Origin of the sequence: Paenibacillus sp. NRS-1781, from assembly GCF_050467745.1 — a bacterium.
GTDB classification, from domain to species: domain Bacteria; phylum Bacillota; class Bacilli; order Paenibacillales; family Paenibacillaceae; genus Paenibacillus; species Paenibacillus terrae_A.
Genome location: NZ_JBITPI010000054.1, coordinates 1 through 23,732, shown reverse-complemented (window position 1 = coordinate 23,732; position 23,732 = coordinate 1). Strand labels below are relative to the sequence as shown.

Annotated in this window: 22 protein-coding genes and 1 pseudogene; 15 read left to right on the top strand and 8 right to left on the bottom strand. The window is 48.0% G+C overall.

What is annotated here, in order from left to right; all coding sequences use genetic code 11:
* Nucleotides 1–155 precede the first annotated feature (155 nt).
* Nucleotides 156–560, bottom strand: a complete 405-nt coding sequence (locus ACIFO6_RS19960; protein WP_430043191.1) for an Rrf2 family transcriptional regulator — start codon at nucleotides 558–560, stop codon at nucleotides 156–158.
* 170 nt (nucleotides 561–730) lie between these two features.
* Here ACIFO6_RS19960 and ACIFO6_RS19955 point away from each other — a divergent pair, with 170 nt between their 5' ends.
* Nucleotides 731–1,033, top strand: coding sequence for a YunC family protein (locus tag ACIFO6_RS19955; protein ID WP_134914362.1), 303 nt, complete (start codon nucleotides 731–733; stop codon nucleotides 1,031–1,033).
* Nucleotides 1,034–1,173: 140 nt separating this feature from the next.
* Here the strand turns inward: ACIFO6_RS19955 and mtnA are convergent, their stop codons facing one another.
* Both mtnA and mtnK read right to left on the bottom strand, forming a co-directional pair.
* Nucleotides 1,174–2,283 carry an S-methyl-5-thioribose-1-phosphate isomerase gene (gene mtnA / locus ACIFO6_RS19950; protein ID WP_430043189.1) on the bottom strand — a complete coding sequence of 370 codons (1,110 nt, stop codon included), beginning with the start codon at nucleotides 2,281–2,283 and terminating at the stop codon, nucleotides 1,174–1,176.
* Nucleotides 2,280–3,512: an S-methyl-5-thioribose kinase gene (mtnK, locus tag ACIFO6_RS19945; RefSeq protein WP_430043222.1), complete on the bottom strand. Its 1,233-nt coding sequence runs from the start codon at nucleotides 3,510–3,512 to the stop codon at nucleotides 2,280–2,282. Before mtnK ends, mtnA begins: the two co-directional genes overlap by 4 nt.
* A 311-nt stretch (nucleotides 3,513–3,823) precedes the next feature.
* Here mtnK and ACIFO6_RS19940 point away from each other — a divergent pair, with 311 nt between their 5' ends.
* From ACIFO6_RS19940 to sufB, 6 genes are all read left to right on the top strand, one after another.
* A complete protein-coding gene (locus ACIFO6_RS19940; protein ID WP_430043187.1) occupies nucleotides 3,824–4,294 on the top strand; it encodes a Dps family protein in 471 nt (156 codons plus the stop codon).
* A gap of 511 nt (nucleotides 4,295–4,805) precedes the next feature.
* Nucleotides 4,806–5,588 (top strand): Fe-S cluster assembly ATPase SufC, encoded by a 783-nt coding sequence (gene sufC, locus ACIFO6_RS19935; protein WP_014280665.1) that lies wholly within the window; start codon nucleotides 4,806–4,808, stop codon nucleotides 5,586–5,588.
* Nucleotides 5,589–5,611: 23 nt separating this feature from the next.
* Nucleotides 5,612–6,916 carry a Fe-S cluster assembly protein SufD gene (sufD, locus tag ACIFO6_RS19930; protein WP_137062399.1) on the top strand — a complete coding sequence of 435 codons (1,305 nt, stop codon included), beginning with the start codon at nucleotides 5,612–5,614 and terminating at the stop codon, nucleotides 6,914–6,916.
* Nucleotides 6,913–8,136 carry a cysteine desulfurase gene (locus tag ACIFO6_RS19925; RefSeq protein WP_137062400.1) on the top strand — a complete coding sequence of 408 codons (1,224 nt, stop codon included), beginning with the start codon at nucleotides 6,913–6,915 and terminating at the stop codon, nucleotides 8,134–8,136. Before sufD ends, ACIFO6_RS19925 begins: the two co-directional genes overlap by 4 nt.
* Nucleotides 8,126–8,545 carry a Fe-S cluster assembly sulfur transfer protein SufU gene (sufU, locus tag ACIFO6_RS19920; RefSeq protein WP_342417271.1) on the top strand — a complete coding sequence of 140 codons (420 nt, stop codon included), beginning with the start codon at nucleotides 8,126–8,128 and terminating at the stop codon, nucleotides 8,543–8,545. Before ACIFO6_RS19925 ends, sufU begins: the two co-directional genes overlap by 11 nt.
* 33 nt (nucleotides 8,546–8,578) lie before the next feature.
* Complete coding sequence (sufB, locus tag ACIFO6_RS19915) at nucleotides 8,579–9,976, top strand: Fe-S cluster assembly protein SufB (protein WP_430043182.1); 1,398 nt, start codon at nucleotides 8,579–8,581, stop codon at nucleotides 9,974–9,976.
* A gap of 170 nt (nucleotides 9,977–10,146) precedes the next feature.
* On the opposite strand, the gene ACIFO6_RS19910 is transcribed toward sufB, so the two are convergent.
* Nucleotides 10,147–11,211, bottom strand: coding sequence for an HD-GYP domain-containing protein (locus ACIFO6_RS19910; RefSeq protein ID WP_430043181.1), 1,065 nt, complete (start codon nucleotides 11,209–11,211; stop codon nucleotides 10,147–10,149).
* Between the two features lie 317 nt (nucleotides 11,212–11,528).
* Between ACIFO6_RS19910 and ACIFO6_RS19905 the strand changes: the two genes are divergently transcribed.
* The 7 genes from ACIFO6_RS19905 (at nucleotide 11,529) to ACIFO6_RS19875 (ending at nucleotide 18,232) form a co-directional block, all read left to right on the top strand.
* On the top strand, nucleotides 11,529–12,983 hold the full coding sequence (locus ACIFO6_RS19905; protein ID WP_430043179.1) for a bifunctional metallophosphatase/5'-nucleotidase: 1,455 nt from the start codon (nucleotides 11,529–11,531) through the stop codon (nucleotides 12,981–12,983).
* A complete protein-coding gene (locus ACIFO6_RS19900) occupies nucleotides 12,937–14,097 on the top strand; it encodes an HD-GYP domain-containing protein (protein ID WP_430043176.1) in 1,161 nt (386 codons plus the stop codon). The genes ACIFO6_RS19905 and ACIFO6_RS19900 overlap by 47 nt, the downstream gene beginning before the upstream one ends.
* A 96-nt stretch (nucleotides 14,098–14,193) precedes the next feature.
* The gene (gene yfkAB, locus ACIFO6_RS19895) at nucleotides 14,194–15,324 is read left to right on the top strand and encodes a radical SAM/CxCxxxxC motif protein YfkAB (RefSeq protein ID WP_430043174.1); all 1,131 of its coding nucleotides are present in this window, start codon (nucleotides 14,194–14,196) and stop codon (nucleotides 15,322–15,324) included.
* A 98-nt stretch (nucleotides 15,325–15,422) separates the two neighbouring features.
* Entirely contained in the window at nucleotides 15,423–16,778 is a 1,356-nt protein-coding gene (locus ACIFO6_RS19890; RefSeq protein WP_430043221.1) for a hemolysin family protein, read from the top strand.
* Nucleotides 16,779–16,968: 190 nt separating this feature from the next.
* On the top strand, nucleotides 16,969–17,193 hold the full coding sequence (locus tag ACIFO6_RS19885; RefSeq protein WP_430043172.1) for a spore coat associated protein CotJA: 225 nt from the start codon (nucleotides 16,969–16,971) through the stop codon (nucleotides 17,191–17,193).
* Nucleotide 17,194: 1 nt separating this feature from the next.
* Nucleotides 17,195–17,629 carry a spore coat protein CotJB gene (locus tag ACIFO6_RS19880; protein ID WP_430043170.1) on the top strand — a complete coding sequence of 145 codons (435 nt, stop codon included), beginning with the start codon at nucleotides 17,195–17,197 and terminating at the stop codon, nucleotides 17,627–17,629.
* A gap of 33 nt (nucleotides 17,630–17,662) precedes the next feature.
* Nucleotides 17,663–18,232 (top strand): manganese catalase family protein, encoded by a 570-nt coding sequence (locus tag ACIFO6_RS19875; RefSeq protein WP_137062409.1) that lies wholly within the window; start codon nucleotides 17,663–17,665, stop codon nucleotides 18,230–18,232.
* 230 nt (nucleotides 18,233–18,462) lie between these two features.
* Here the strand turns inward: ACIFO6_RS19875 and ACIFO6_RS19870 are convergent, their stop codons facing one another.
* From ACIFO6_RS19870 to ACIFO6_RS19860, 3 genes are all read right to left on the bottom strand, one after another.
* On the bottom strand, nucleotides 18,463–19,539 hold the full coding sequence (locus ACIFO6_RS19870; protein WP_430043168.1) for a BclA C-terminal domain-containing protein: 1,077 nt from the start codon (nucleotides 19,537–19,539) through the stop codon (nucleotides 18,463–18,465).
* 48 nt (nucleotides 19,540–19,587) lie between these two features.
* A complete protein-coding gene (locus ACIFO6_RS19865) occupies nucleotides 19,588–20,568 on the bottom strand; it encodes a hypothetical protein (RefSeq protein ID WP_430043166.1) in 981 nt (326 codons plus the stop codon).
* Between the two features lie 352 nt (nucleotides 20,569–20,920).
* Nucleotides 20,921–21,994: a glycosyltransferase gene (locus tag ACIFO6_RS19860; protein WP_430043164.1), complete on the bottom strand. Its 1,074-nt coding sequence runs from the start codon at nucleotides 21,992–21,994 to the stop codon at nucleotides 20,921–20,923.
* Nucleotides 21,995–22,162: 168 nt separating this feature from the next.
* On the opposite strand from ACIFO6_RS19860, the gene ACIFO6_RS19855 reads away from it, so the two are divergent.
* Nucleotides 22,163–23,239 carry a glycosyltransferase family 2 protein gene (locus tag ACIFO6_RS19855; protein WP_430043163.1) on the top strand — a complete coding sequence of 359 codons (1,077 nt, stop codon included), beginning with the start codon at nucleotides 22,163–22,165 and terminating at the stop codon, nucleotides 23,237–23,239.
* A 9-nt stretch (nucleotides 23,240–23,248) separates the two neighbouring features.
* Here ACIFO6_RS19855 and ACIFO6_RS19850 read toward each other — a convergent pair.
* Nucleotides 23,249–23,732 (bottom strand): annotated as a pseudogene (locus tag ACIFO6_RS19850) (hypothetical protein); the annotation flags it as partial.

The following is a 23,732-nucleotide window of genomic DNA, read 5'->3' as shown; positions in this document are numbered from 1 at the left end:
TTTATATTTGAATACTCCTCTGAATTTATAATTAGATTCATGTTTCGCTATTCGTTTCTGTACTCTGCGTACGCTCCAAGCCGTTTCTTCATACCGTTCACATAAAATATATAAAAGGTTTGTTATATCTATAATTATCTCAAAATAAATATGGCTCAGAGAACCATTTTTATTTCTTTGGCAAGTTCGGATAACTTTTGATATCTAAGATGCTCATCCATTTTGGTCTCCGCTGTAACCATTACTTTTTGAATTAAGCATTCTGCTTCATGGTTCATACAACAGTCGAACAAAGAAGTTGTGCCTTCAATGGCATGAATAACATCCAGGAACGAAATATCCTCCCAGTTCCGCTTCAATCTATAACCGCCATTGGCACCCGAAGTAGATTCAATCATTCCCGCCTTGACCAGCTTGGTCAGTATTTTGGACAAGTAAGTAGGCGATACCCCTTGTCGATCCGCCAACTGTTGTACACCAACAGGCTTATGATTAGGGGTTGATGCTACCAGAAAAAGCATGGTGTGAAGGGCATAGTTTGTCGCTTTAGAATACTTCATGCTCGTGATCACCTCAATTCAGGATTTAATCAATATATAATATCCTTTATATTGCGCCATCGTCAAATTTCGAATGCTCTTATTCAATATGCATCCACAGGTGTCCACACTCACCCGCAAATACTGCATAAAATATCCCGAATGAACAAAGAGGAGGTGTAGTGAGAACAATGATACACATGGAACCCGTACAAGTGGGTGAGCATACATTTATCGGAGTCGAGGTCAAACTGCCTAAAACAACGCTGTTGACTATCTCCAACTCCCGTGGTTACATCATGTGCGGCGCACTGGATGTCGGATTGCTGAATGAACGGCTGGGAGATCGGAAAATTCTTGCCGCACGAGCTGTGGGTGTAAAAACGCTGCGTGAATTGTTGGAAGCGCCCATGGAGTCGGTGACGACGGAAGCGGAGCAGCTTGGGATTAAGCCGGGTATGCCGGGGTATGAGGCACTTTTGAAGCTGGTCTAAGTGGAGCTTTTGCTGCACGAAGGTAAAAAAACGCGAAAAAACCGGGGCTGCTTCGCTCCGGTTTTTTCAGATAGAAAAGTTACATTTTATCGAGTAAAACGATTTCGCTTTCATACGAGCTGCATGGTCTGGCAGACGAATTAATTCGCAAATAAAGCGGGCAGGCTGTCGCTAAAGGGAGCTTGGACGATCCCTTTTTCGGTAATGATGGCGGTAATGTATTCATGAGGCGTAATGTCAAAAGCCGGATTATAGACCTTGATGCCTTGTGGGGCTGTCCTTTTGCCGAAGCTTTCGGTGACTTCCTCCGCAGGACGCTCCTCGATGGGAATGTCTGCGCCTGTTGCTGTGTGCAAATCAATTGTAGATAGCGGTGAAGCTACATAAAAAGGAATACCATGTGCCTTGGCCAGCACAGCTAAGCTGTAGGTGCCGATTTTGTTGGCGACATCGCCATTAGCCGCCACTCTGTCCGTGCCGACGATGACGGCCTGGACCCAGCCTTTGGCCATGACCATACCCGCCATGTTGTCACACAGCAGGGTTACATCAATGCCAGCCTGCTGAAGCTCAAACGCGGTCAGGCGAGCGCCTTGGAGCACGGGACGTGTTTCGTCGGCAAACACTTTCAGACGTATGCCATTTTCGTGTGCAAGGTACATAGGGGCGAGTGCCGTCCCGTATTTCGCTGTCGCCAGTCCGCCTGCATTGCAGTGAGTGAGCACGCCCATACCGTCTTCGAATAGAGGTAAAGCATGGACGCCGATCAGGCGGCATACCTCCTCATCCTCTGCCTGAATGGATATAGCTTCACGCTCCAATCTGGCATTCCAATCCTCGACCCGTCCTTCGGTCGCTTCGGCGGTAAGTTCTTTGGCCCGCTTCTTCATGCGGTCCAGCGCCCAGAACAGGTTCACCGCGGTCGGTCGTGATGTAGCCAAATGCCCGCAAACGCTGTGTACATGCTCCAGCCATCCAGCAGCATCGGTTCCGCCATAAGCGGAAGCACCCAGCACGACGCCGTAGGCCGCAGCCATTCCGATGGCTGGCGCACCGCGTACCTTCATGGTATGGATGCCATCCCACACTTCCTCGGCTGTGAACAAATCCAGCATCACGATGGATTCGGGCAGCAGGCGCTGGTCCAGCATGGACAAGTGGTCACCTTTCCACACCAGCGACGAGAGAGCCTGACCAGGCATGATTGGTTCATTGGAAGCTTTAGTCGTAGATTCTTTATTTTCACTCATGTCCATGAAGCTCCTTTAGTTTGGGCAGCCGTTGCTGTCTGAATAATGTCTCCCATTTCACGGATCGAATGCACCTCACGATTGCGGAGAACCAAGGCTTTTCCTATAGATAACGCCAGTCTTTCCGCTGCTTCCTTGATCGCAGGATCGGCAATTGTATCTATATCGGCCACATGCGACAAGCTGATGATCCGGCGGATGACCTTGCAGCCTGCAAAGCCAATCGTATCTTGCAGTACTTTCTGGAGGTACAAGTCCTGATATCCCGGCGTGCGGGCCATGTGGTCAGTAACATGCTGGTCCCACAGTTTGCGGAACCCGCTCTCAAACTGCTCCCATACCTGAATGGCAGTCTCTAAAAGCCAGTCACGGCGTTCCTGTACAGCTGTCTCGCCAGAAGTCCATCCAGGTTGTGCTGCATAGTTCAACAGCAGATTGGCAATCACCGCTCCGATATCAAAGCCCATCGGTCCGTAGTAGGCAAACTCGGGATCAATGACTTTAGTGGACTCCGCTGTTACAAAAATACTGCCTGTATGAAGATCGCCGTGCAGAAGCGCTTCTGTCCGTGTCAGAAACTTCTCTCGCAGCAAAGCTACTTCCAGATGAATGGCCTGATCTGTACGAAGCGCCTCTGCCTCGTCTTCGATATAGGAACCGTAGTTGTTATTGTCTGAAAACCGATAAGGCTCGTCCAAAATAAGATCCTCGGTGATTTTACAAAGATCCGGGTTGATAAAGCGCTTGACCAGTTCTTTTTTGTCCTGCTGATTCATGCCCAGATCCGAGGTGAAAAAGAGCGTACGTGCCAGAAACTCTCCAATATGGTCAGCAAAATGCGGATATGTGTTTCCTTCGATTAATCCTTTGCGCATGATTGTGTACGAGCTTAGATCCTCCATCACAGTCAAGGCGAGCTCATCGTCATAGCCGAGCACCGCAGGAACCAGCTCAGGGCAAATATGGTGCTCCTTCTGAAGCGCCTCGCGCTCAATACGGGCACGATCCAGTGACAGCGGCCAGGATTCACCTACGATTTTCACATAGGGAAGCGCCTGTTTGGCAATGATACTCTTGTCAGATTCAGAATCCGTAATATGAAAAACCAGATTCAGGTTGCCATCACCGATTTCGCGGCATTCCAGACGAGCATCCTGACTAAAAAATCCGGGGATGTTCTTCACAAATTCTATTGCTTCTTCTGTCGTTAAAGCATGATATTGGGACAACGAAGTCACCTCCATAAATTGTGCATACATCTATGATGAGAAATACTACAATATTAAACCAACCATTTCGCTTGGATAGAGCCAAGTATAACGAAAATCGTTTGAGTTTTGTACATTTTTTTTGTGGGGAGGCGGAATAGGGGGAAGGAACGTTAGATTTTGTTTCGTATTCATATGAGCAGGGTAAATAATAAACAGACGTCTGGCAGACGAAATACCGTGCCCGCTGGCGTCTTCCCGTCAGAAGTACGGTGGATGAATGCTTAAACGTTCCTGAATGATCAATTTGATGAAAAAGGAAGGGATTTAGTATGGCTAAAACAACAAGCAACTCGAAAAATATGCAAACGAAATCGGTGGAAGAACTGTTAAACCGCCAGGTCGCTAACCTGAATGTACTATATGTAAAAATTCATAACTATCACTGGTATGTGAAAGGCTCCAACTTTTTCACACTCCATGTTAAATTTGAAGAGCTATATAATGAAATTACGCTAAAAATGGACGAGATCGCCGAACGCCTGTTGGCGCTGAAAGGGTCTCCTTCCGCAACGTTAAAAGAATATCTGGAGCTGTCCTCCATTCATGAGGCAAGTGGCAACGAGGATGCGCCGAAAATGGTGCAAACGCTGATTGAGGACTTTGCCACTGTCTGCGAGGAATTTCAGGAAGGAATTGAACTGGCTGAAAGCGCATCTGATCAGCCAACCGCAGATTTGCTGATTGGTTATAAAGCGGATCTGGAAAAACATATGTGGTTGCTTCGCTCTTATCTGGGTTAACCGGAAAAATGATGCTGGAGGCTTTGTTCTGAAATAAGCGCTACATGTAAAAACGCTACTGACGTCATATTGTCGGTAGCGTTTTTACGGGTGAAAAAGACAATTCACAGCATTTTAATGCTTTTTCATAGATCAGGATTTTGCAAAATTATACGCTATAATATAATTAGGAAGCAGACAATCAAGGTAAAGTTTCACCTTTCTTCTTCATGGTTTATCACGTTGGCTTTTGAACACACTTCATCATTTAGTCAGGTCCGTATGCTATTTTGCCATTTGTGAGCTGAGTTAGTATGAATATTTTATGAAGAAAGTCGCTTAACGTGTGTCTGTTGGTTGCACCCTTAAAGATATTTATTATAAAATAGCTTGAGAATCATTGAGAATCAGTTTAGAATGATTATAAATAAATTTTTAAATATTCCGTTTGCTTGAAATCAGGGGGCTCCCCTGTTTAGATATACTTTCTGATTTCGACACCACACTACAAATTTTGGAGGGTATTCCGAATATGGCTACAAACTTTAAGATTGAAGGTCTCAAAGCGACCATTGAAGGCAAGGAAATTCTGAAAGGCATTAACCTCGAAATGAAGGGCGGAGAAATCCATGCCATCATGGGTCCTAACGGAACGGGTAAAAGTACTTTGGCTTCTGCTTTGATGGGGCATCCCAAATATGAAGTCACAGATGGCCAAGTCACTTTGGACGGAGAAGACGTTCTGGACATGGAAGTGGATGAGCGTGCACGTGCGGGATTGTTCCTGGCTATGCAGTATCCGAGTGAAATTGCAGGGGTAACCAACTCCGACTTTTTGCGTAGTGCAATTAACGCACGCCGTGAAGAAGGACAGGAAATTTCCCTGATTAAATTTATCCGCCAAATGGAAAGCAAAATGAAGGAGCTCGAAATGAATCCTGAGTTTGCTCACCGTTACCTGAATGAGGGTTTCTCCGGTGGAGAGAAAAAACGGAATGAAATTTTGCAAATGATGATGATTGATCCGAAAATCGTCATTCTGGACGAAATCGACTCCGGTCTGGATATTGACGCTTTGAGAATCGTAGCTAGCGGTGTCAATGCTATGCGTTCCGAAGAGCGCGGTTTTCTCATCATTACTCACTACCAGCGTCTGTTGAATTACGTTAAGCCAGATTTCGTACATGTCATGATGCAAGGACGCATCGTTAAATCCGGTGGACCTGAGCTGGCTGAGCGTCTGGAAGCGGACGGTTACGACTGGATCAAGGAAGAGCTGGGTATCGTTGATGAAACTGTAGGACAAGAGGCGTAAGCCGGAAGCGAGGAGGAAAACTAATGAGTACACAAACAATCCTTCCGGTAGATTCCGAGCAACTGCGCGTTCTGTCCGAACGTAACGGCGAGCCGTCATGGCTGACCGCAGACAGACAAAAAGCACTTGAGCTTGCAGGCAAACTGGAGCTTCCGGTATTTGAAAAAACCAAAATCGAACGTTGGAATCTCAACGATTACGGTCAACATAAAAACAGCGAGGCGATTGCATCGGTGGGGCAGGTTCCCGCAGCGATTGCCGATCTGGTCAAAGAGCAGCAGGAGGGTGGCCTGATTATCCAGCGCAACTCCGGCGCGGTATATGTGAAGCTGAGCGAGGAATTGGCAGCGCAAGGCGTTATTTTCACGGATCTGCAAACGGCGGTTAAGGAGCATGGTGATCTAGTTAAAGCTCATCTGAATACGGTTATTAAGACGGATGAAAATTCATTGTCCGCGCTGCATGCAGCACTTTGGAACGGTGGAGTATTTGCTTACGTGCCGAAGAATGTGGAGTTAAATGTTCCGCTTCAGGCTGTTTTCCTGACAGATGATGCGACAGCAACCTTTGCCCCTCACGTACTGCTCATTGCTGAAAGCCATAGCTCCGTAACGTACGTAGACAACTATGTATCTGCGGATTTGGCAGCACCTGTCATTCATAATGGCGCAGTAGAGGTGGTAGCGAATGCAGGAGCCAAGGTGCGTTATGCATCGGTGCATCAGCTTGGAGAGCAAGTTACGGATATTTCGATCCGCCGTGCTACGTTGGGTAATGACGCAGCTATTGAATGGATTGTCGGAGAAATGAACTATGGCAATACAGCGAGCAACACGATGTCCGTGCTGAAAGGCAATGGCTCCAACTCGGATGCCAAGATTATTGCTGTAGGCTCTGGCTCGCAAAAGCTGAACTATACGACACAAGCACAGCATTTTGGCAAAAATTCAGCCAGTCAGATGATTACACGCGCAGTTATGCGTGAAAATGCATCTTCCATTATTAACGGTATTACGAAAATTGAAAAAGGTGCTACCAAAGCAGACGGCCAGCAAACAGAACGTGTTCTCATGCTTAGTCCGAAAGCGCGTGGTGACGCTAACCCAATCCTGCTGATTGATGAGGATGATGTGACCGCAGGTCACGCAGCTTCGGTCGGTCAGGTGAATCGTGAACAAGTGTATTACTTGATGTCCCGCGGGATTAGCCGTGCAGAAGCTGAACGCTTGATTATTTATGGCTTCCTGGCACCTGTCGTTTCTGAAATTCCGCTCGAAGGACTTCAACAGCAGCTGCAAAGCCTTGTTGAAAGGAAGTTAGGCCAATGAATACTGCATTGATCCGTGAACAATTCCCGATTTTACATCAGGAGATTAACGGTCATCCGCTGGTTTATTTGGATAATGCGGCCACTTCGCAAAAACCGCTGGCGGTCATCGAGGCGATCAAGCATTACTACGAATATGATAATTCGAACGTTCATCGTGGAGTGCATACCTTGGGTAGTCGTGCTACGGATGCTTATGAAGGTGCGCGGGAGAAGGTAGCCCGCTTTCTGAATGCGAAGCGCAGCCAGGAAATTATTTTCACAAGAGGAACGACAACGGCGCTGAATCTGGTTGCTTCTTCCTATGGCAGAGCCAACTGTCAGGAAGGTGATGAGATTGTCATCACACCGATGGAGCATCACAGCAATCTGATTCCGTGGCAGCAGGTAGCCAAAGCCACGGGCGCAACTTTAAAATATATCCCGCTTCAAGAGGATGGTAGCGTTGATCTTGCTGACGTGGAGAATACCATCACTGAAAACACAAAAATTGTAGCGATCACGCATGTCTCCAATGTGCTTGGTGTTGTGAACCCGGTCAAAGAGATTGCCGCTATTGCCCATCGCAAAGGTGCGATCATCGTCGTAGATGGTGCGCAAAGCACGCCACATATGAAAGTAGACGTACAAGATATAGATGCTGATTTCTATGCCTTTTCGGGTCACAAAATGTGTGGTCCTACAGGGATTGGGGCATTGTACGGCAAAAAGGCGCTGCTGGAAAACATGGAGCCGATTGAGTTCGGCGGGGAAATGATCGACGATGTGGGATTGTACGAATCCACATGGAAGGAGCTGCCTTGGAAATTCGAAGGCGGAACCCCGATCATTGCCGGAGCTGTCGGCTTGGGAGCTGCCATTGATTTTCTGGAAAGCATCGGATTGGACGCAATTGCACAGCATGAAAGCCGTCTGGCCAACTATGCTCTCAAACGTCTCCGTGAAGTGGATGGCTTGACGATTTACGGTCCTGCTGAACGTCATGTGGGACTCGTAACATTCAATCTGGATGATGTACATCCGCATGATGTAGCGACCGTGCTGGATAGTAAAGGGGTAGCTGTACGTGCAGGCCACCATTGCTGCCAGCCATTGATGCGCTGGTTGAAAGCCAGTGCAACGGCGCGAGCCAGCTTTTACCTCTATAACACGGAAGAGGAAGTCGATGTTTTGATCAGCGCCTTAATCCAAACGAAGGAGTATTTTGGCGATGCAACTTGATGACTTGTACCGACGTGTAATTATGGATCATTATAAAAATCCGCGGAATCGTGGACGTTTTGAGGATGACGCGGTCACGGTGGATTTGAACAATCCTACATGTGGCGACCGGATTTCTCTTCAGCTCAAGACGAAGGACGGCGTCGTCGAGGATGCCCGTTTTACAGGGGAAGGCTGTTCAATCAGTATGTCCTCGGCTTCGATGATGACAGAGGCGGTTAAGGGAAAAACGATTGATCAGGCGCTGGATATGGCGAATCGCTTCTCTTCTCTGATGAAGGGTGAAGCCGCCGAATTTGACGATTATGAAGAACTGGAAGCTTTGTCAGGTGTCAATAAGTTCCCGGCTCGTATCAAATGTGCGACTTTGGCTTGGAACGCGCTGCGCAAAGGTATAGATGAAGAATAATAATTTTACTAGAATAGAGGAGGTTTGAGAAACATGGCCAAGAAAGCACCGGAAATGGAAGAGTATAAATATGGCTTTCGTGACGAGCACAAATCCATTTTCCAAACAGGTAAGGGTCTCACTCCGGAAATCGTAAAGGAAATCTCCAAAATTAAGGATGAGCCAGAATGGATGCTGGAATTCCGTCTGAAAGCATTAAAGCAGTTTGAAAAAATGCCTATGCCAAACTGGGGCGGGGACATGAATGAGCTGGATTTCAACGATATCCAGTATTATGTAAGACCTTCCGAGAAACAAGGGAAAACGTGGGAAGAGGTTCCTACGGAAATTAAGGAAACCTTTGATAAGCTGGGAATTCCTGAAGCGGAGCAAAAGTTTTTGGCTGGTGTATCCGCACAGTATGAATCCGAGGTTGTTTACCATAGTATGCAAAAGGAACTGGAAGATCAGGGCGTTATTTTCATGGACACCGATACGGCGCTGCGTGAGCATCCTGAAATTCTGAGAGAGTATTTTGCGACAGTTGTGCCTCCAACGGACAACAAGTTTGCAGCACTGAACAGTGCGGTATGGTCAGGCGGAAGCTTTATCTATGTACCGAAGGGTGTAAAATGTGAAGTTCCATTGCAGGCTTACTTCCGTATTAACTCGGAAAATATGGGACAATTCGAGCGTACGCTCATTATTGCCGACGAAGACAGCTTCGTGCATTATGTTGAAGGCTGTACAGCTCCGATTTATAGCACGAACTCGCTGCATAGCGCCGTGGTGGAAATCATTTGTAAGAAAAACGCGCGTGTTCGTTACACAACGATCCAAAACTGGGCGCCAAACATCTACAACCTGGTGACCAAACGTGCGGTTGCAGAAGAAAATGCAACGATGGAATGGGTCGATGGTAACATCGGTTCCAAGCTGACGATGAAATATCCGGCGGTTGTACTGAAAGGCCGTGGAGCTAAAGGTATGGTCTTGTCCATTGCAGTTGCAGGCAAAGGCCAGCATCAGGATGCAGGGGCAAAAATGATCCACTTGGCACCAGATACGACATCGACGATTGTATCCAAGTCCATCAGTAAGCATGGCGGTAAAGTAACGTATCGCGGACTGGCTTCATTCGGTCGTCAGGCCCAAGGGGCAAAATCGAATATCAAGTGTGATACGTTAATTTTGGATAATCAGTCCACCTCGGATACAATTCCTTATAATGAAATCATGAACGACGATATTACGCTGGAGCACGAAGCAACGGTTTCCAAGGTATCGGAGGATCAGTTGTTCTATCTGATGAGTCGTGGCCTGACCGAAGCAGAAGCGACACAAATGATCGTTATGGGCTTTATCGAGCCGTTCACCAAAGAACTGCCGATGGAGTACGCGGTCGAGATGAACCGTTTGATCAAGTTTGAAATGGAAGGTTCCATAGGATAATTCTCGCTTTACGAGGGTTATGTTGGGGCTGAACCATGATGCGATGGTGTCTATCAGGCGTTTGGTCCGTAACATAAAAAAGAGACTGTCCTTCGTAGGGAAACCTGCGGATCAAGGACAGTCTCTTTTTTATTCGCGTAGTCTGTGTATGAGCAGAACGAGTTCGCAGATCAGGATTCCAGATAAATTTCGTCAACGGATACATGTCGCTCTCTGGACAAGTCTATATACTCATTTTCATTAATTTTCACTAAAGGTCTGAAATAATCGGCAGGATTGTTCAAAATAATCGTTCCTGTCTGACCCGAAGTCAGAAGGACCTGCTTGTTTATAAAGTTCGGAAGCATATGCTGGATGAAGACTTGGGTGGCTTCCGGGTCCAGATGTCCGAAGCTCATGCTGTGCAGCTCGCGCAGTACGGTGAGCAGCTCCTGCTTCGTCTGGTACACACGGTTGGAGATCATAGCGCTATATACGTCTGCAATTGCCGTAATACTGGCGAAAGGATGAATATCCTTCTTGAACAGTCCATTCGGGTATCCGCTTCCATCTTCTCTTTCGTGATGCTGCAGGGCGACGATTGCCGAAATCTCATCACTTGTTGAGTTGCGAATGATATCATAGCCGTAGAGGGAATGTTTTTTCATTTCCTTAAATTCTTCAGGCGTCAGCTTACCAGGTTTATTCAAAATCTCATCCGGTATCATGGACTTGCCTATATCGTGTAAATATCCGGCTTTACCAGCGGTATAGGCTTCTTCTTCTGTATATCCAAGCCATGTGGCAATGTAATATGACAGTACACCCACTTGGAGAGAATGATTGTACGTATAGTGATCTCCCCGTTCCATGAGCAGCAGCAGAGATACGACATCTTTTTGATGAGTCAGCTCTGAAACGAGGGGGCTGAGCAACTCATCGACTCGAGATTCATCCAATTTGCCGGTTGAGGCAGCTTTGAGAAACATGCTTTCAAAGCCATGAATAGTCTGCTCCATGAGGGGAACGGCACGTTTAAGGGATTCGGGAGAAGCGGGAACATCGGGGGCAAAGTCAACCGGAATGCTCGCTGAACCGGCATCAATGTCGATATAATCGACACCATGCATGATGAGCTTGGAGATATCGTCGTGCTGAAGCTGGGTACCCCGAATCATGACGGGTACACCGTGTTCATTGTATGTATCGGATCTGAGAAGATCTCCTGGCTTGGCATCGGTAACGTGAACTCTCATGCGCTTAACCTCCTTATTGTCGTAAATTTGTCGAAAATACGAAGCAAACCTAATATATCAAGAATAATATGGGATGACAACGACTAATTCACTATTATTCCTAGCTGTAAAATAGGTCCCAGGAACCCGTCTCTTCTCAGAGGCATACGAGGGCATTGTGACTTTGCTTCTCCCCGTGACTGTTTCTTGAGTCAACACAGTAGCTAAATTGTCAGTTGTAGCGCCCCCACCGACATGTACCATAATGGGAAATAACATGGTATGCTTAAACATTAGAAGCAACAGAGTCGATATATAAACTATAGAGGAGGGCGGTTATGGAGATGACGACCCAGCAAACGTTAACCATTTTGCATACCAATGATATACATAGTCATTTTGGCAGTATGCCTTCGATAGCCGCGATGATTAATGAACGAAGAGCCACATCAGGAGATGCGCTGCTTGCGCTGGATATGGGAGACCACATGGACCGGATGGCCCCCGAAACGGAAGGAACGCTGGGTAGGGCAAATGTGGATGTGATCAATCTAACAGGATATGATGCGATTACGATCGGTAACAACGAAGGACTGACGTTTACCCCGGATATTCTTGAACAAGCCTATGCTGGAATTCACTGTCCGGTCGTATGCGGCAATATGATGGAGAGTGCCACGGGGGCAAGACCTTCGTGGCTGAAGGAATCTCTGATTTTGGACAAAGCAGGGATCAAGGTCGGTTTGCTCGGCGTGACGGCTCCTTTTGGCGAGTTCTATCAATTGCTGGGATGGGATGCACTCGATCCGTTTGAGGTATTGGGAGAACAAATTCAGTCCCTGAGAAAGCAGGTCGATGTTCTGGTTGTGATGTCGCATTTGGGTTTACCTTCGGATAAGAAACTGGCATCGCGGTTTTCAGAGATTGATGTGATTCTTGGAGGTCATACCCATCATGTGCTGGAGGAGCCGCTGTGGATCGGGAGCACAGCTCTATGTGGGGCTGGCAAGTATGGAACGCTGCTGGGTGAAGTGGCACTAAGCCGCAACAGTAGCCATGAACCGTTTCGGGTTACGTCAGGCCGCGTAGTTCCTGTAGACCACACACTGCTGGACGAAAAGGTGGCATCCTCCATTGTATCGCATCGAAGACAGGCAGAGCGTGCCATGGAGAGTACGGTGGCAGTGGCGAATCGGAAGCTGGAGATTGCATATGATCGGGAGTCTCCTCTCGGAAATTTACTGGCACAATCGGTGTCACATTTTACGGGAACCGCGATTTCTCTTGTGAATGCGGGCCAACTGCTGGGTCCTTTACCTCAAGGTGATATCAGCAAAGGAATGCTACATTCCTTATGCCCTTCGCCAATTAATGCCTGTATCATGAAGCTGTGGGGAAGAGACATCCGGCTGGCGCTGGAGCAGTCCTTGCTACCGGAATTTGCGGACAAGAAAATAACGGGATTTGGCTTTAGAGGTAAAGTGCTTGGTACGATGTGTGTGGAAGGTCTGGAGATTCAATATGACATGACTCGCGCTCCTTATGATAAAGTGACGGATATACGTGTAGCGGGTCGTTCATTGGAAGAAGATGAGCAATATACGGTAGGCACGTTGGATATGTTCACTTTCAGAGCAGGTTATGAAGTGCTTGCGAACGGAGCGGAACTCCGATTTATGCTTCCAGAATTTTTGCGGGATTTGATTGAAATGGAGTTGAAGCGTCCGGGCGCGATGGAAGAGTGTTTTGCAGCTAGGTGGCTTCAGGTATCACAACAATCGGGAGAGGATTAAGTTGCGACTGGTACCTGTTACATTATTAAGAGCCGGCATGAAGCTGGGCAAAAAAATATACAATGAAAATGGAATGGTGCTGCTCTCGGAGGGTGTTGAGCTGACTTCGCGATTGATTGAACGTCTAGGCCAAGTCGGAATTGGATATGTATACATTGAGGATGCGGTGACAGAAGATATCGTAATTCCCGAAATGATCCATGATCAGACGAGGAAGATGGCGCTACAGGAGATCAAGAAGCAGTTTCAGGGTCAGTCATCCTACTCCGTAGATCATAAGCACCAATACTTTGGCAAGTCATTTTATAAGGTGATGGAGTCCATTCTGGACGATATCGGAGGCCGTCAGGATGCCGTCATTATGCTGATGGATATCGGGGCGGCAGATCAGGATCTGTATCATCATTCATTGAACGTATGTCTATATTCACTTGTACTAGGAATATCCAACGGATACAATAACAACCAGCTTATGGAACTGGGCATAGGTTCACTATTGCACGATATTGGTAAAATGAAAATTTCACCTCAAGTGCTCTATAAGCCGGGCAAATTGACGGACGAGGAATACGAGCACATGAAAACGCACACGGTGATCGGCTATAAGCTGCTTAAAGACGAACCGGGAATTCCCCTGCTGTCGGCTCACTGTGCATTACAGCATCATGAACGTATCGACGGCAGCGGATATCCGAACGGCTGGAGGAAGGACCAAATCCACGAATATGCCAAATGGATCGGGCTGGCAGACTCATACGATGCGATGACAGCAAGTCGAATATACAAGCAGCCATTGTTGCCCTATGAAGCAATGGAGGTGCTGTATGCCGGTGCGGGCACGTTGTATGAGCAACGGATGCTGGAGGCATTCCGCGATTGTGTAGCTATATACCCGCTGGGGCTCTCCGTGATGCTCAATACGGGGGAAGAAGGGGTTGTGGTGCGTATACACTCCAAAATCCCACAAAGGCCCGTTATTCGCATTGTGAGGGATCGGGACGGACAGGAACTGAAAGCGCCTTACGATGTGGATCTGTCCGTATCTCTTTCGGTGATGATTACCAACACACGGGGTGCTACAGCTTCCCCTTTTGGAGCAATGCACGTGGATTAGCACATGAAGTGGCAGAAAAGATGCAGCTACTTTACACATCATGATATGATATTCATACGTCTTTTGAGGTTAATAACAGAAATAAGGTGAAAAATAATGACAGTTCTACAAAACAACACCCTTCCACAAATATCACCAGCGTATGATCCGTGGGACCCGATTGTCTCGCTGCGCACACATGGCCGTCATTTGCTGACAAGTGTGGAAATGACCGTGACGCATCTGTGCAATATGCGCTGTGAGCACTGCGCTGTGGGCGACATGCTTGTTATGAAGGAGGCTCCCTTTCTTCCATTAGATCTGATGCTGAAACGACTGGATGAAGTCGAGCATCTGGAGACGATCAGTATGACAGGCGGAGAACCCGCTTTGCTCGATAAAACGGTGGACGAAGTAATCGTTCCGCTGCTGAAATATGCCAAAAAGCGTGGCATTCGCTCGCAAATCAACTCCAACCTGACATTGGATATCCGCAGATATGAGAAGATGCTTCCTTATCTGGATGTCATGCATATATCGTTTAATTATTTGAATGCCGACGATTTTTACGAAGTGGGCTTTGCAAATACCGGACGTCCGACCCCACGCGTGGGGGCTGTTCGCCTTTATGAGAAAATGGTGGAAAACGCCCGCAGGTTGAGCGAAATGGGGATGTTCATTTCTGCCGAATCCATGATTAATTACCGCACACACACGAAGCTGAACGGTATTCATCAGTTAATTAACGAAATGGGATGCCGACGGCATGAGGTTCATCCGATGTATGCATCGAATTTTGCCTCTGCCTTGCCTGTCCTTTCTCTCGACGATATGCGCAACTCCATTCATAAGCTGCTGGATGTGCGCAATCAGGATATGTGGATGCTATTTGGCACGCTGCCGTTCTTTGCTTGTTCAGATCGAGAGGAAGACCGCAAGCTGCTTCGCCGATTGCGCCAGGAACCGAATATTACGGTGCGTAATGATCCAGACGGAAGAAACCGCGTAAATGTGAATATGTTCACGGGCAGCGTGTATGTGACGGATTTCGCAGACATTCCGGCTTTTGGAAATATTCAGGAGCGCGGTCTGGAAGATATTTTCGGTGAATGGTTGAATGAACATCCGTTGAATCAGACCGTGAACTGTCATTGTGATGCCGCTGCCTGCTGCGGACCGAATCTGCTCGTAGCGGATATGTATTACAAGGGAGTCGATTTTAAATCCAGAAAAGCATTACAACTATGAGCATTTGGCATACATCCAATTAGCGACTTTCAATTATACCATGGAGCGTTGCAAGTCAAATGATGCAAAATGCAAACTATAGAAATGGGGAGTTCGTATTGGAAGGTCATACCGAGTTTCATTGGGGATTGCTAACGGTGAATCTTCTTTTGGTACTGCTGCTCGTCTTTCTGAACGGTGTATTTGTGGCAGCGGAATTTTCGCTGGTCAAAATGCGCCAATCCCGATTGACGCAGCTCCAAAGTGAGGGGCATCGCATGGCAGGCTATGCGCTAAAGGTGAACCAGAAACTGGATGCTTACCTGTCCGCGACCCAATTGGGCATTACGCTGGCTTCATTGGGCTTGGGCTGGATTGGTGAACCAGCAATATCCGGCTACCTGATCGAGCCACTCATGCACAAACTCGGTGTTACTGACGGTACACTGATTACAACGGTTTCCGTTGTCGTCGGATTTTGCGTGATTACCTTTTTGCATATTGTATTGGGTGAACTGGCTCCAAAGTCTTTGGCGATCCAGAAAACCGAAGGTGTGGCCTTGTTTTTATCCGCTCCTTTGCTGCTTTTTTACAGGGCCTTTTTGCCTGTCATCTGGGTGCTGAACGCCGCGGCGAATTTGTTATTGCGGGCGTTCGGCATCCAGCCTGCGAGTGAAGCGGAAGCGGCGCATTCGGAGGAAGAGATCCGTATCTTGATGAATCAGAGCGCCAAAAGCGGTGTTATTGATAAGGACGAAATCAAGCTGATGGACAATATTTTTGATTTTTCCGATTTGCTGGCCCGTGAAATTATGCTTCCGCGTACGGATATGGACTGCTTGTATACGAATGTATCGTTTAAGGAAAATCTGAAAATCATCAGTGATACCAAGCATTCTCGCTACCCGGTAGCGGTTGAGGATAAGGACCAGATTATCGGCTTTGTTCATATTACAGATTTTCTGTTGGCAGAGCAGGGCGAGCAATTGGATCTGGCCTCGGTGGTGCGTCCTATTTTGAATGTGCCAGAATCTATGGAAGTGAGTCACGTACTGCGTCTTATGCAGAAAAAGCATTCCCAGATGACTCTCGTGGTCGATGAGTACGGTGGAACAGCCGGGCTGCTGACAGCGGAGGAAATATTGGAGGAAATCGTCGGGGATCTTTACGATGAATTTGAGGATGAACGTCCAAGCGTGGAGATTAAGGATAATCTCATTTCGGTGGATGGTCGTATGCTCATTGAGGATGTTAACGATCTGACCGGGGTGAACATTGAAGACGACGAAGTGGATTCCATCGGGGGCTGGCTGTTTAAAGAACTGGAGGGCAGCCCGGTGAAGGGAAAAAAAATTGTGTTTTATAACCTGACCTTTGAGGTGGAGGAAGCGACAAGGCTTCGTATTACGAGAGTGAGGATTCACCGCAAGCCCGACCCTGTGATCGAAGATGAACTTTCTGCCGATGAGTCCTGATCCATAGCTATGGTTAGGGTCGGTTCCGGTATGAAAGCTATTATAGAGTGTAAAAGCAAGAGCCTTTATTTCCACGTTATCGTGGTTTTGAAGGTTCTTTTTTTATCTGTAATTTTGTGTTCGAGACTTGGGCCATGCAGCATATGATGAATAGTAAAGCAGATGGATCAACTAAAGGAGGTCCCGGCCCGTGAAATTTCCACAGCAAGGTGAGTTTGCCCCGTTTGTCGGTCCGTTCGATCCGTGCCCGCCCGTATTGTGCAAAACCTATGTGCTTCCACCGAACCTGTTTGTACAATTTCAGCCCCCAGGTCTGCCTCAATTCAGTCCGGAGGAGGCACTGAGGAAGGGAACGCTATGGCCCTTGTTATACAGCCCTTATGAGTCTAGGAGAAACCAGGGGGGAGGCGAGTAAAATGGATGATCCAAATCAAGGTCAGGCCCCAAACCAGCCTCAGCATCGAAACCAGGTAGAGAACCAGCAGCAGAATCCGTATCAAAGCCCCTATGCCAACTCGTATCAACAGCAAGACTCTACTGAGGACTACAATCAGAACGACAGAAACTCATACCAAGGCTATGCGCCCCAGACCAAGCCGGGTGATGCACAGTTTTATGCGCTGCTGGAGAAGCTGCAAACGGTGGATTTTGTATTGGTGGAACTGAATTTGTATCTCAATACGCACCCGGATGATTTACAGGCTATCGAACAGTTCAATAAGCTGACGCAGGAAAGGACGGGGATTGCCAATGAGTACCAGATCCTGTACGGACCTCTGCAAAATTTTGGCCGTGCCTATTCCAAGTATCCTTGGGAATGGAGCCAATCCCCTTGGCCGTGGCAGGTATAGGTAGGTACAACCTTTTATAAAGGAGGAACACGAATGTGGGTATATGAGAAAAAGCTGCAATATCCCGTACGTGTCAGCAAATGTGATCCTCATATGGCCAAATTGCTCATGGAGCAGTATGGCGGAGCGGATGGCGAGCTGGCGGCGGCTTTGCGGTATCTGAATCAGCGGTATACGATTCCGGATAAGGTGATCGGCGTACTTAATGATATAGGTACAGAAGAATTTGCACATCTCGAAATGATTGCCACAATGATTTACAAGCTGACCAAGGATGCGAGTGTAGAACAAATGAAGGCAGCGGGGCTAGGGGAATATTATGCGGCACATGATCATGCGCTGTATTACCAGAGCGCAGGCGGAGTTCCTTTTTCAGCGACCTATTTTCAAGCCAAGGGCGATCCAATCGCGGATTTGTATGAGGATATTGCGGCGGAGGAAAAGGCGAGAGCTACATATCAGTGGCTGATTGATTTGACAGATGATGTGGATTTGCAGGATAGTCTGAAGTTTCTGCGTGAACGCGAAATAATCCACTCACTCCGTTTCCACGAGTCTGTGGAAATTTTGAAGGGGGAACGAGACCGGAAGAAAGTATTTTGAGGAAATGGGAAATGGATACCCTAAGTACATTTTCCGTTAGAACAGTTTCATGGTGTGTATTACTGTAATTATAGTGCTTCAGCATTTATGGCTTCAGATTTTAAGAAAATGAATCGGTAAAATGAAAGGCGCTCCAGTTGGAAGCGCCTTTCGCAGCGTTTATACAGATGAGCAAGCATGGTTATAAGTAACTCATCGAGAGATGATGTACTGGCAGAAGATGGCGCATCTTAATTAAGTCGAATGATGGTCAATGATGCCCCTGTCGCGCCTCCTCCGATCAGTGTAGCGGCACCTATGGCCCCGAAAAATTGTACGCTGACGGTCGTTGCGGCGGCTACGTTAACGATAACGTCATTGTTGTAAGAAGAAAGGGAGATCACAGGCGAAAGGACGGAGCCTGGAGCTTGCACGCCATTAATAAGCAAACGGCTGCTCAGAAGAAGACCGACTGTTGTGTTCAACTCATAAGCGATGTAGTAGGTTCCGGCGTTCGTCAGGGTCACTACATCATTCGTTCCGTTAATGGTAATGCCTCCGCTTAGCGTCTGAGGTGGACCTGGAAAAGTCACATTCGTTCCGCCGAGCAAAACAGCGATCAGTCCGCCCGTTGTATTCGCTACAAAAGCATTCGTGGAGGTGATGTTGATACCTGTGGCTCCGGTTACGCCCGTAGTACCAGAAACACCAGTAGCCCCTGTTACTCCGGCCCCTGTGGCCCCTGTCACCCCGGTGGCTCCCGTACCTCCGGCAGGACCTACTGGTCCGACCGCACCCGCTGAACCCGCAGGTCCTGTGGCTCCGATCAAACCCGTTGATCCGGTGGCTCCGGCTAAGCCCGCAACTCCTGTAGCTCCGGTAGCCCCAGTAGCTCCAGCGGCCCCCGCAATCCCTGCTGTTCCTGTTGCGCCGGTAGCACCTGCGGCTCCTGTCGCGCCTGTGTCCCCTGTCGGTCCGATTGGACCGCCCGCAGGCCCAGTCGGACCGGTCGATCCGGTGGGTCCGGCCAATGTGGGAGCGGCCAGCACATTTTCGAGCTTTGCTTGCAGCAGCAGCTCTTTCTTCACTGTGGTGTCCAGTACGCTTTTGACACTTTGGTCCACGGCAAGAACGTCTGCAATGGTAGCCGGTCCACCAGTCAGCCCAGGTATCGTGCCGAGCACATATTGAATTTTTTCACCCTCGGCATTGATGATGTGACTAAGTCCCAATTCCTCAAAGGCAATGGATGATAGTAACAGATTAATCGCGTCATCCCGTGTTAGGTTAATTGTGGGTGTTACATTGGGGATATTAGGAAAAGACATGTGAATCCTCCTTATAATATAAATTTGGTTTTTCTCATACGTGGTGATTCACGGGAAATGTTTGGAATGCGGAAGCAGAGGGGACAGCCATACTTTTCCGAAGGTACGCTGTCTTTTTGGAGTGCCAGACATTTGTTGCTGTACATTGGTGTTGAAGCCAGTGGGATCGCCTGAGTACATGTTGTAAACGGATTTCAATTGCTCAATCGCTTGGGGTAAATGATTCTTTTGACCCGGTGGTAACGTGGAGGCCGCATGGCCTGAATCCCACTGGAACTTTAATAATTGCAGCCAGCCCAGACTGCTGGCTTTCCTTGCTTGTTGAACCTCCGAAGGAAACTGTGAGCTTTCCAAAGAAGGAGAGGATTTGATCTGCATTTTGAGCCAATGCATCAGGTGCTGCCCATGCTCCAAAAGGTGAAGGGAGCGTTCAATCTGATGGTACAGTCTTAGGGACTCCTGATGTTCATCTTTGTACAGACGGGTGGAAGGGTCGACGGACAGGAGAAATTGCAAGCGAATGATCTGCTCGAAAAAGAGGGATGCAGCCGTCTCCAGGGCATCTATGGAAATAGAAATTTCAGACAGAACACTTCTGTATTCCCGTCGGATTCGGATGTCATCATGCAAACTGGATATAAGGGTGTTCCAATGATTTCCGACTTCCATTTGGATCAGGAGCGATATCTCCAATTGCTGGAGGGTAGAATGATTCAATTGCAACCACACGGGAGAGGAGATGTTTTCGTTTGTTTTGTCCGACAAAAAGGAGACCATTCGGCTTTGGGAATTGGCTAATGTGGCTAATCCTGTGTTGAGATGGGCTGCGGCTCGGAAAAGCTGGAGGGCGTAAGGCTCATCTGGCGGATGGCTGCTAAACCCTTTATTCTTCATCGCATTCATCAGAGTCTCTGTAGCATTCCCAATCGTCTTTTTTGCGGCATGGATTGTGATCACCACCCTTTTTCGGGCAAGACCGACCGTTGTGATCAGGATTAGAGTAGCAGTTAGACCTGCTTTCTCCATCAAGTAGTAATACGTCCTCCAGCTTGTGCTGGAGTAGAATCTGGTTATTCACCACCCCTCGTAATACTCGTTCTACACTTCGATTCAACTGCAGGATATCTTGCAGGCAAACGTCCTCGTCGTTTACGAACCGTTGTATTTTTTCACCTTCTGCATGAAGTATGCTGGACAGACCCATTTCCTCCATAGCAATAGATGCGAGTATCATATGAATGACTTCTTTTCTCGTTAGAGAGATGAGGGGATTGATGTCGGGAATACCGGGCATAGACAAGTTCAATCTCTCCCTTCACTCCGAATTTGCATCATGGCTATGGTCAGCTGCATGGAATGCCGTACCCGGTCCCCGTCTTCCTCATCCCTGTTGTAGCTGTGAGAAATACTGCTCGTTATATAAAACGCTGGGATGAGTAGGATGGTGCAGCTGGGACATACGGTGATGCAGCTTTGATTTATCAATGTCACCAATCCGGTCATAACACAGACATAATTGCAAGTGCGGAAGCCAGGTGTAATAGGACGAATTGGTTAAGGCCATCGCATCTTGTGGTTGATCGATCAGTGTAGCCTGACGGAACCAGTAAATGGCTTGAGCATATTGTTCCGCTTCAATCAACAAATTGCCAAAGGCACAGCAGAACTGGGCGCGTGGTGCATCAAGATTAAGTGTGCGAAGCAGAGCCATGCGTTGCTCCTGTTTTTGACCTTGGCGGCCGTAACAATCCGCAAGCTTAAAGCAAGCAGCAATCCGGTCCTCCATCCATCCCTGGTTCAGACTTAAATAGTGTTCGTACTGCTGTATGGCTTCTACCGTCCGTCCGTTGTCATACAGTTCATTGCCAAAATAGTAGTGATCTCGTTCAGAAAATACGGTGCCCTGCTCCCGGTGCTTGAGGTATATGTGCAAATTTCGGTCGGTGTAAGCACGTGTCTTTTTATGAGTCACTGCCATATTGCTGTGAAAGGTGCTTCCAGTCACATGCAGGAATTCGTGCACAAAGCCGATCCATCTGAAATGACGATCTCGGCGCACAATCCGGTTTCTTTTGAGTTTATGCAGCGGCTGCCCCTGTTCATCTACGGACAGCACGTAATCCATCGTAATGCTGTCATACGAGAGGGTGGCTTGCTTTTTCCAGTCGAGAAATGCCAGTCGGTCGTGCTCTTCCAGGATGTCGTCGGCATCCAGCCAGAATTGATAGTCCTGTGTTGCCTGATCAAATGCATAGTTACGGGCTGCGGAAAAATCATCGCACCATTCAAAATCGTATATCCGGGCATTGAACGATGCGGCTACCTCTTGGGTGCGGTCGGTAGAGCCAGTATCGACGATAATGATTTCATCCACCAGATCATGGACTGATTTGAGGCAGGTGTGAAGCGCTTCTTCTTCATTTTTGACAATTATACATAAGCTGATGGTTACCATGCTCTTTGTCCCTCCCAAAAAACTTGGTATAATCTCCATTTTATTAGGATGGCTTGCTCATTATGTGGGAATTTCGGTTGAACGAGTATGAGGGTATGCGTGATAATCATAAATTGAGCAGCGCTCTAATAGATTAGAAAATCAAAGTCTGATGCAAGGGGGGAAGGCATGAGCCGGCCGTTCATTTCACTGTGCATGATTGTAAAAAATGAGGCGGAACGGATGGAAGCTTGCTTGCAAAGTGCCAGAGCTGTTGTGGATGAGATCATCATTACGGATACGGGGTCCACGGATGGAACCATGGACATTTGTCGTTCCATGGGGTGTTCCGTTGATTCGCGCGAATGGGATGACAGCTTTGCAAATGCACGCAATGCGGGAATAGCACGTGCCACCGGAGAGTGGATTTTATGGCTGGATGCGGATGAGGAACTGGATCACGATGAGAGTGGACAGCTGCGAGAGTTTGTAAAGGCGATCCGTGCAGACACGGCTGCTTTGAAGGTGATGAACGAGATGGACGGTTTCGTATACAGTTGTCCGCAAATTCGTTTGTTCCGAAATGACATCGGGTATCGGTTTGTACGTGATATTCATGAAAGGCTGCAACCTCCGTCGGGAAAACAGGACACCCCAGAAGCTCCACTGCTTCCCGTGACGGTACACCATTATGGATATGCAGAGAAGGTCGTAGAGGTGAAGGAAAAGTCAAAGCGGAATATTCGGCTGCTGGAGCGGGAAAAGGCACAGGCTGGATATGACCCTTGGTGTGATTACCATTTGGCGAGTGAATACAGCCGTTTGCAGCAATGGGAGCGGGCTTATGAACTGATCAATTTGGCGATTACAGGTTTTCTGGAACAGGGAAAGCTGCCACCCGCGCTTGTCTACAAGCTAAAGTACGATACCTTAATTCGTCACGGCAGCCTGAAGGGCATATGGCCGGGAATTGACAAGGTGCTGCAACTGTACCCAGACTATGTAGATTTGTATTTTTATAAAGCGTTGTATCTGTTGGATCAGGGATTGTTGCTGGAGGCTTATTATGAGTTCGAAAAATGTACTCGCATGGGTGATAATTCATGGAAATATGTGACTTTGCAAGGAGTCGGCAGCAGCTATGCATTGTACTACATGTCCATCTGTTTGGCAAAAATGGGGCGGCCTGTGGAAGCACAGGCCACCTTGGAGGCTGCGGGAATACGTCGTTCGTTATCGGATCAGTTGTTGACCACCCAGGCTTGAAAAAGAGAGCTAGGCGGAAATATATTCGATGACGATCATTGAGCTGGTCCCTCCTGCCAGTGATAAGGTCAACCCGGATACGAGAAATTGTAAATTTCCGGGTACCGTAACCCGAAACAGCAGAGATGCGACGATTTCGCCACCTGCTAGAACTGCCGGGAAAGAGTAGCTTCCCGGGCTGGGAGTAGCTGTTCCGGTGAATGAGGGAGTGATGGTAGACAGCAGGGTCAGGGTCGCTGTGCTGAGCACCAGACTTACTTTGTAAAGACCTGCCTGGGTCAGGCCAAAAGTAGTGTTGTTGACGACGGTAATAAACGTTCCCGTAGAAGCACCCGCTGTAGCAAAGGTGATAGCGCCTCCCAGCAGGATGGTATTAGGTCCCGTATTGGTACGGCTTAGTGCGCTGGCTAAACCCCCAGAGGCCCCTGTGGGCCCCGTCGCGCCTGAGATGCCAGTGGCCCCTGTGGTCCCTGTAGCCCCCGCGGTACCCGTG

Excerpts from the sequence above, each read along its gene's own strand:
- ACIFO6_RS19960 (WP_430043191.1), bottom strand. The coding sequence starts at position 560 with ATGAAGTATTCTAAAGCGACAAACTATGCCCTTCACACCATGCTTTTT.
- ACIFO6_RS19955 (WP_134914362.1), top strand. The coding sequence starts at position 731 with ATGATACACATGGAACCCGTACAAGTGGGTGAGCATACATTTATCGGA.
- mtnA (WP_430043189.1), bottom strand. The coding sequence starts at position 2,283 with ATGAGTGAAAATAAAGAATCTACGACTAAAGCTTCCAATGAACCAATC.
- ACIFO6_RS19940 (WP_430043187.1), top strand. The coding sequence starts at position 3,824 with ATGGCTAAAACAACAAGCAACTCGAAAAATATGCAAACGAAATCGGTG.
- sufC (WP_014280665.1), top strand. The coding sequence starts at position 4,806 with ATGGCTACAAACTTTAAGATTGAAGGTCTCAAAGCGACCATTGAAGGC.
- sufD (WP_137062399.1), top strand. The coding sequence starts at position 5,612 with ATGAGTACACAAACAATCCTTCCGGTAGATTCCGAGCAACTGCGCGTT.
- ACIFO6_RS19925 (WP_137062400.1), top strand. The coding sequence starts at position 6,913 with ATGAATACTGCATTGATCCGTGAACAATTCCCGATTTTACATCAGGAG.
- sufU (WP_342417271.1), top strand. The coding sequence starts at position 8,126 with ATGCAACTTGATGACTTGTACCGACGTGTAATTATGGATCATTATAAA.
- sufB (WP_430043182.1), top strand. The coding sequence starts at position 8,579 with ATGGCCAAGAAAGCACCGGAAATGGAAGAGTATAAATATGGCTTTCGT.
- ACIFO6_RS19910 (WP_430043181.1), bottom strand. The coding sequence starts at position 11,211 with ATGAGAGTTCACGTTACCGATGCCAAGCCAGGAGATCTTCTCAGATCC.
- ACIFO6_RS19905 (WP_430043179.1), top strand. The coding sequence starts at position 11,529 with ATGGAGATGACGACCCAGCAAACGTTAACCATTTTGCATACCAATGAT.
- yfkAB (WP_430043174.1), top strand. The coding sequence starts at position 14,194 with ATGACAGTTCTACAAAACAACACCCTTCCACAAATATCACCAGCGTAT.
- ACIFO6_RS19880 (WP_430043170.1), top strand. The coding sequence starts at position 17,195 with ATGGATGATCCAAATCAAGGTCAGGCCCCAAACCAGCCTCAGCATCGA.
- ACIFO6_RS19875 (WP_137062409.1), top strand. The coding sequence starts at position 17,663 with ATGTGGGTATATGAGAAAAAGCTGCAATATCCCGTACGTGTCAGCAAA.
- ACIFO6_RS19870 (WP_430043168.1), bottom strand. The coding sequence starts at position 19,539 with ATGTCTTTTCCTAATATCCCCAATGTAACACCCACAATTAACCTAACA.
- ACIFO6_RS19860 (WP_430043164.1), bottom strand. The coding sequence starts at position 21,994 with ATGGTAACCATCAGCTTATGTATAATTGTCAAAAATGAAGAAGAAGCG.
- ACIFO6_RS19855 (WP_430043163.1), top strand. The coding sequence starts at position 22,163 with ATGAGCCGGCCGTTCATTTCACTGTGCATGATTGTAAAAAATGAGGCG.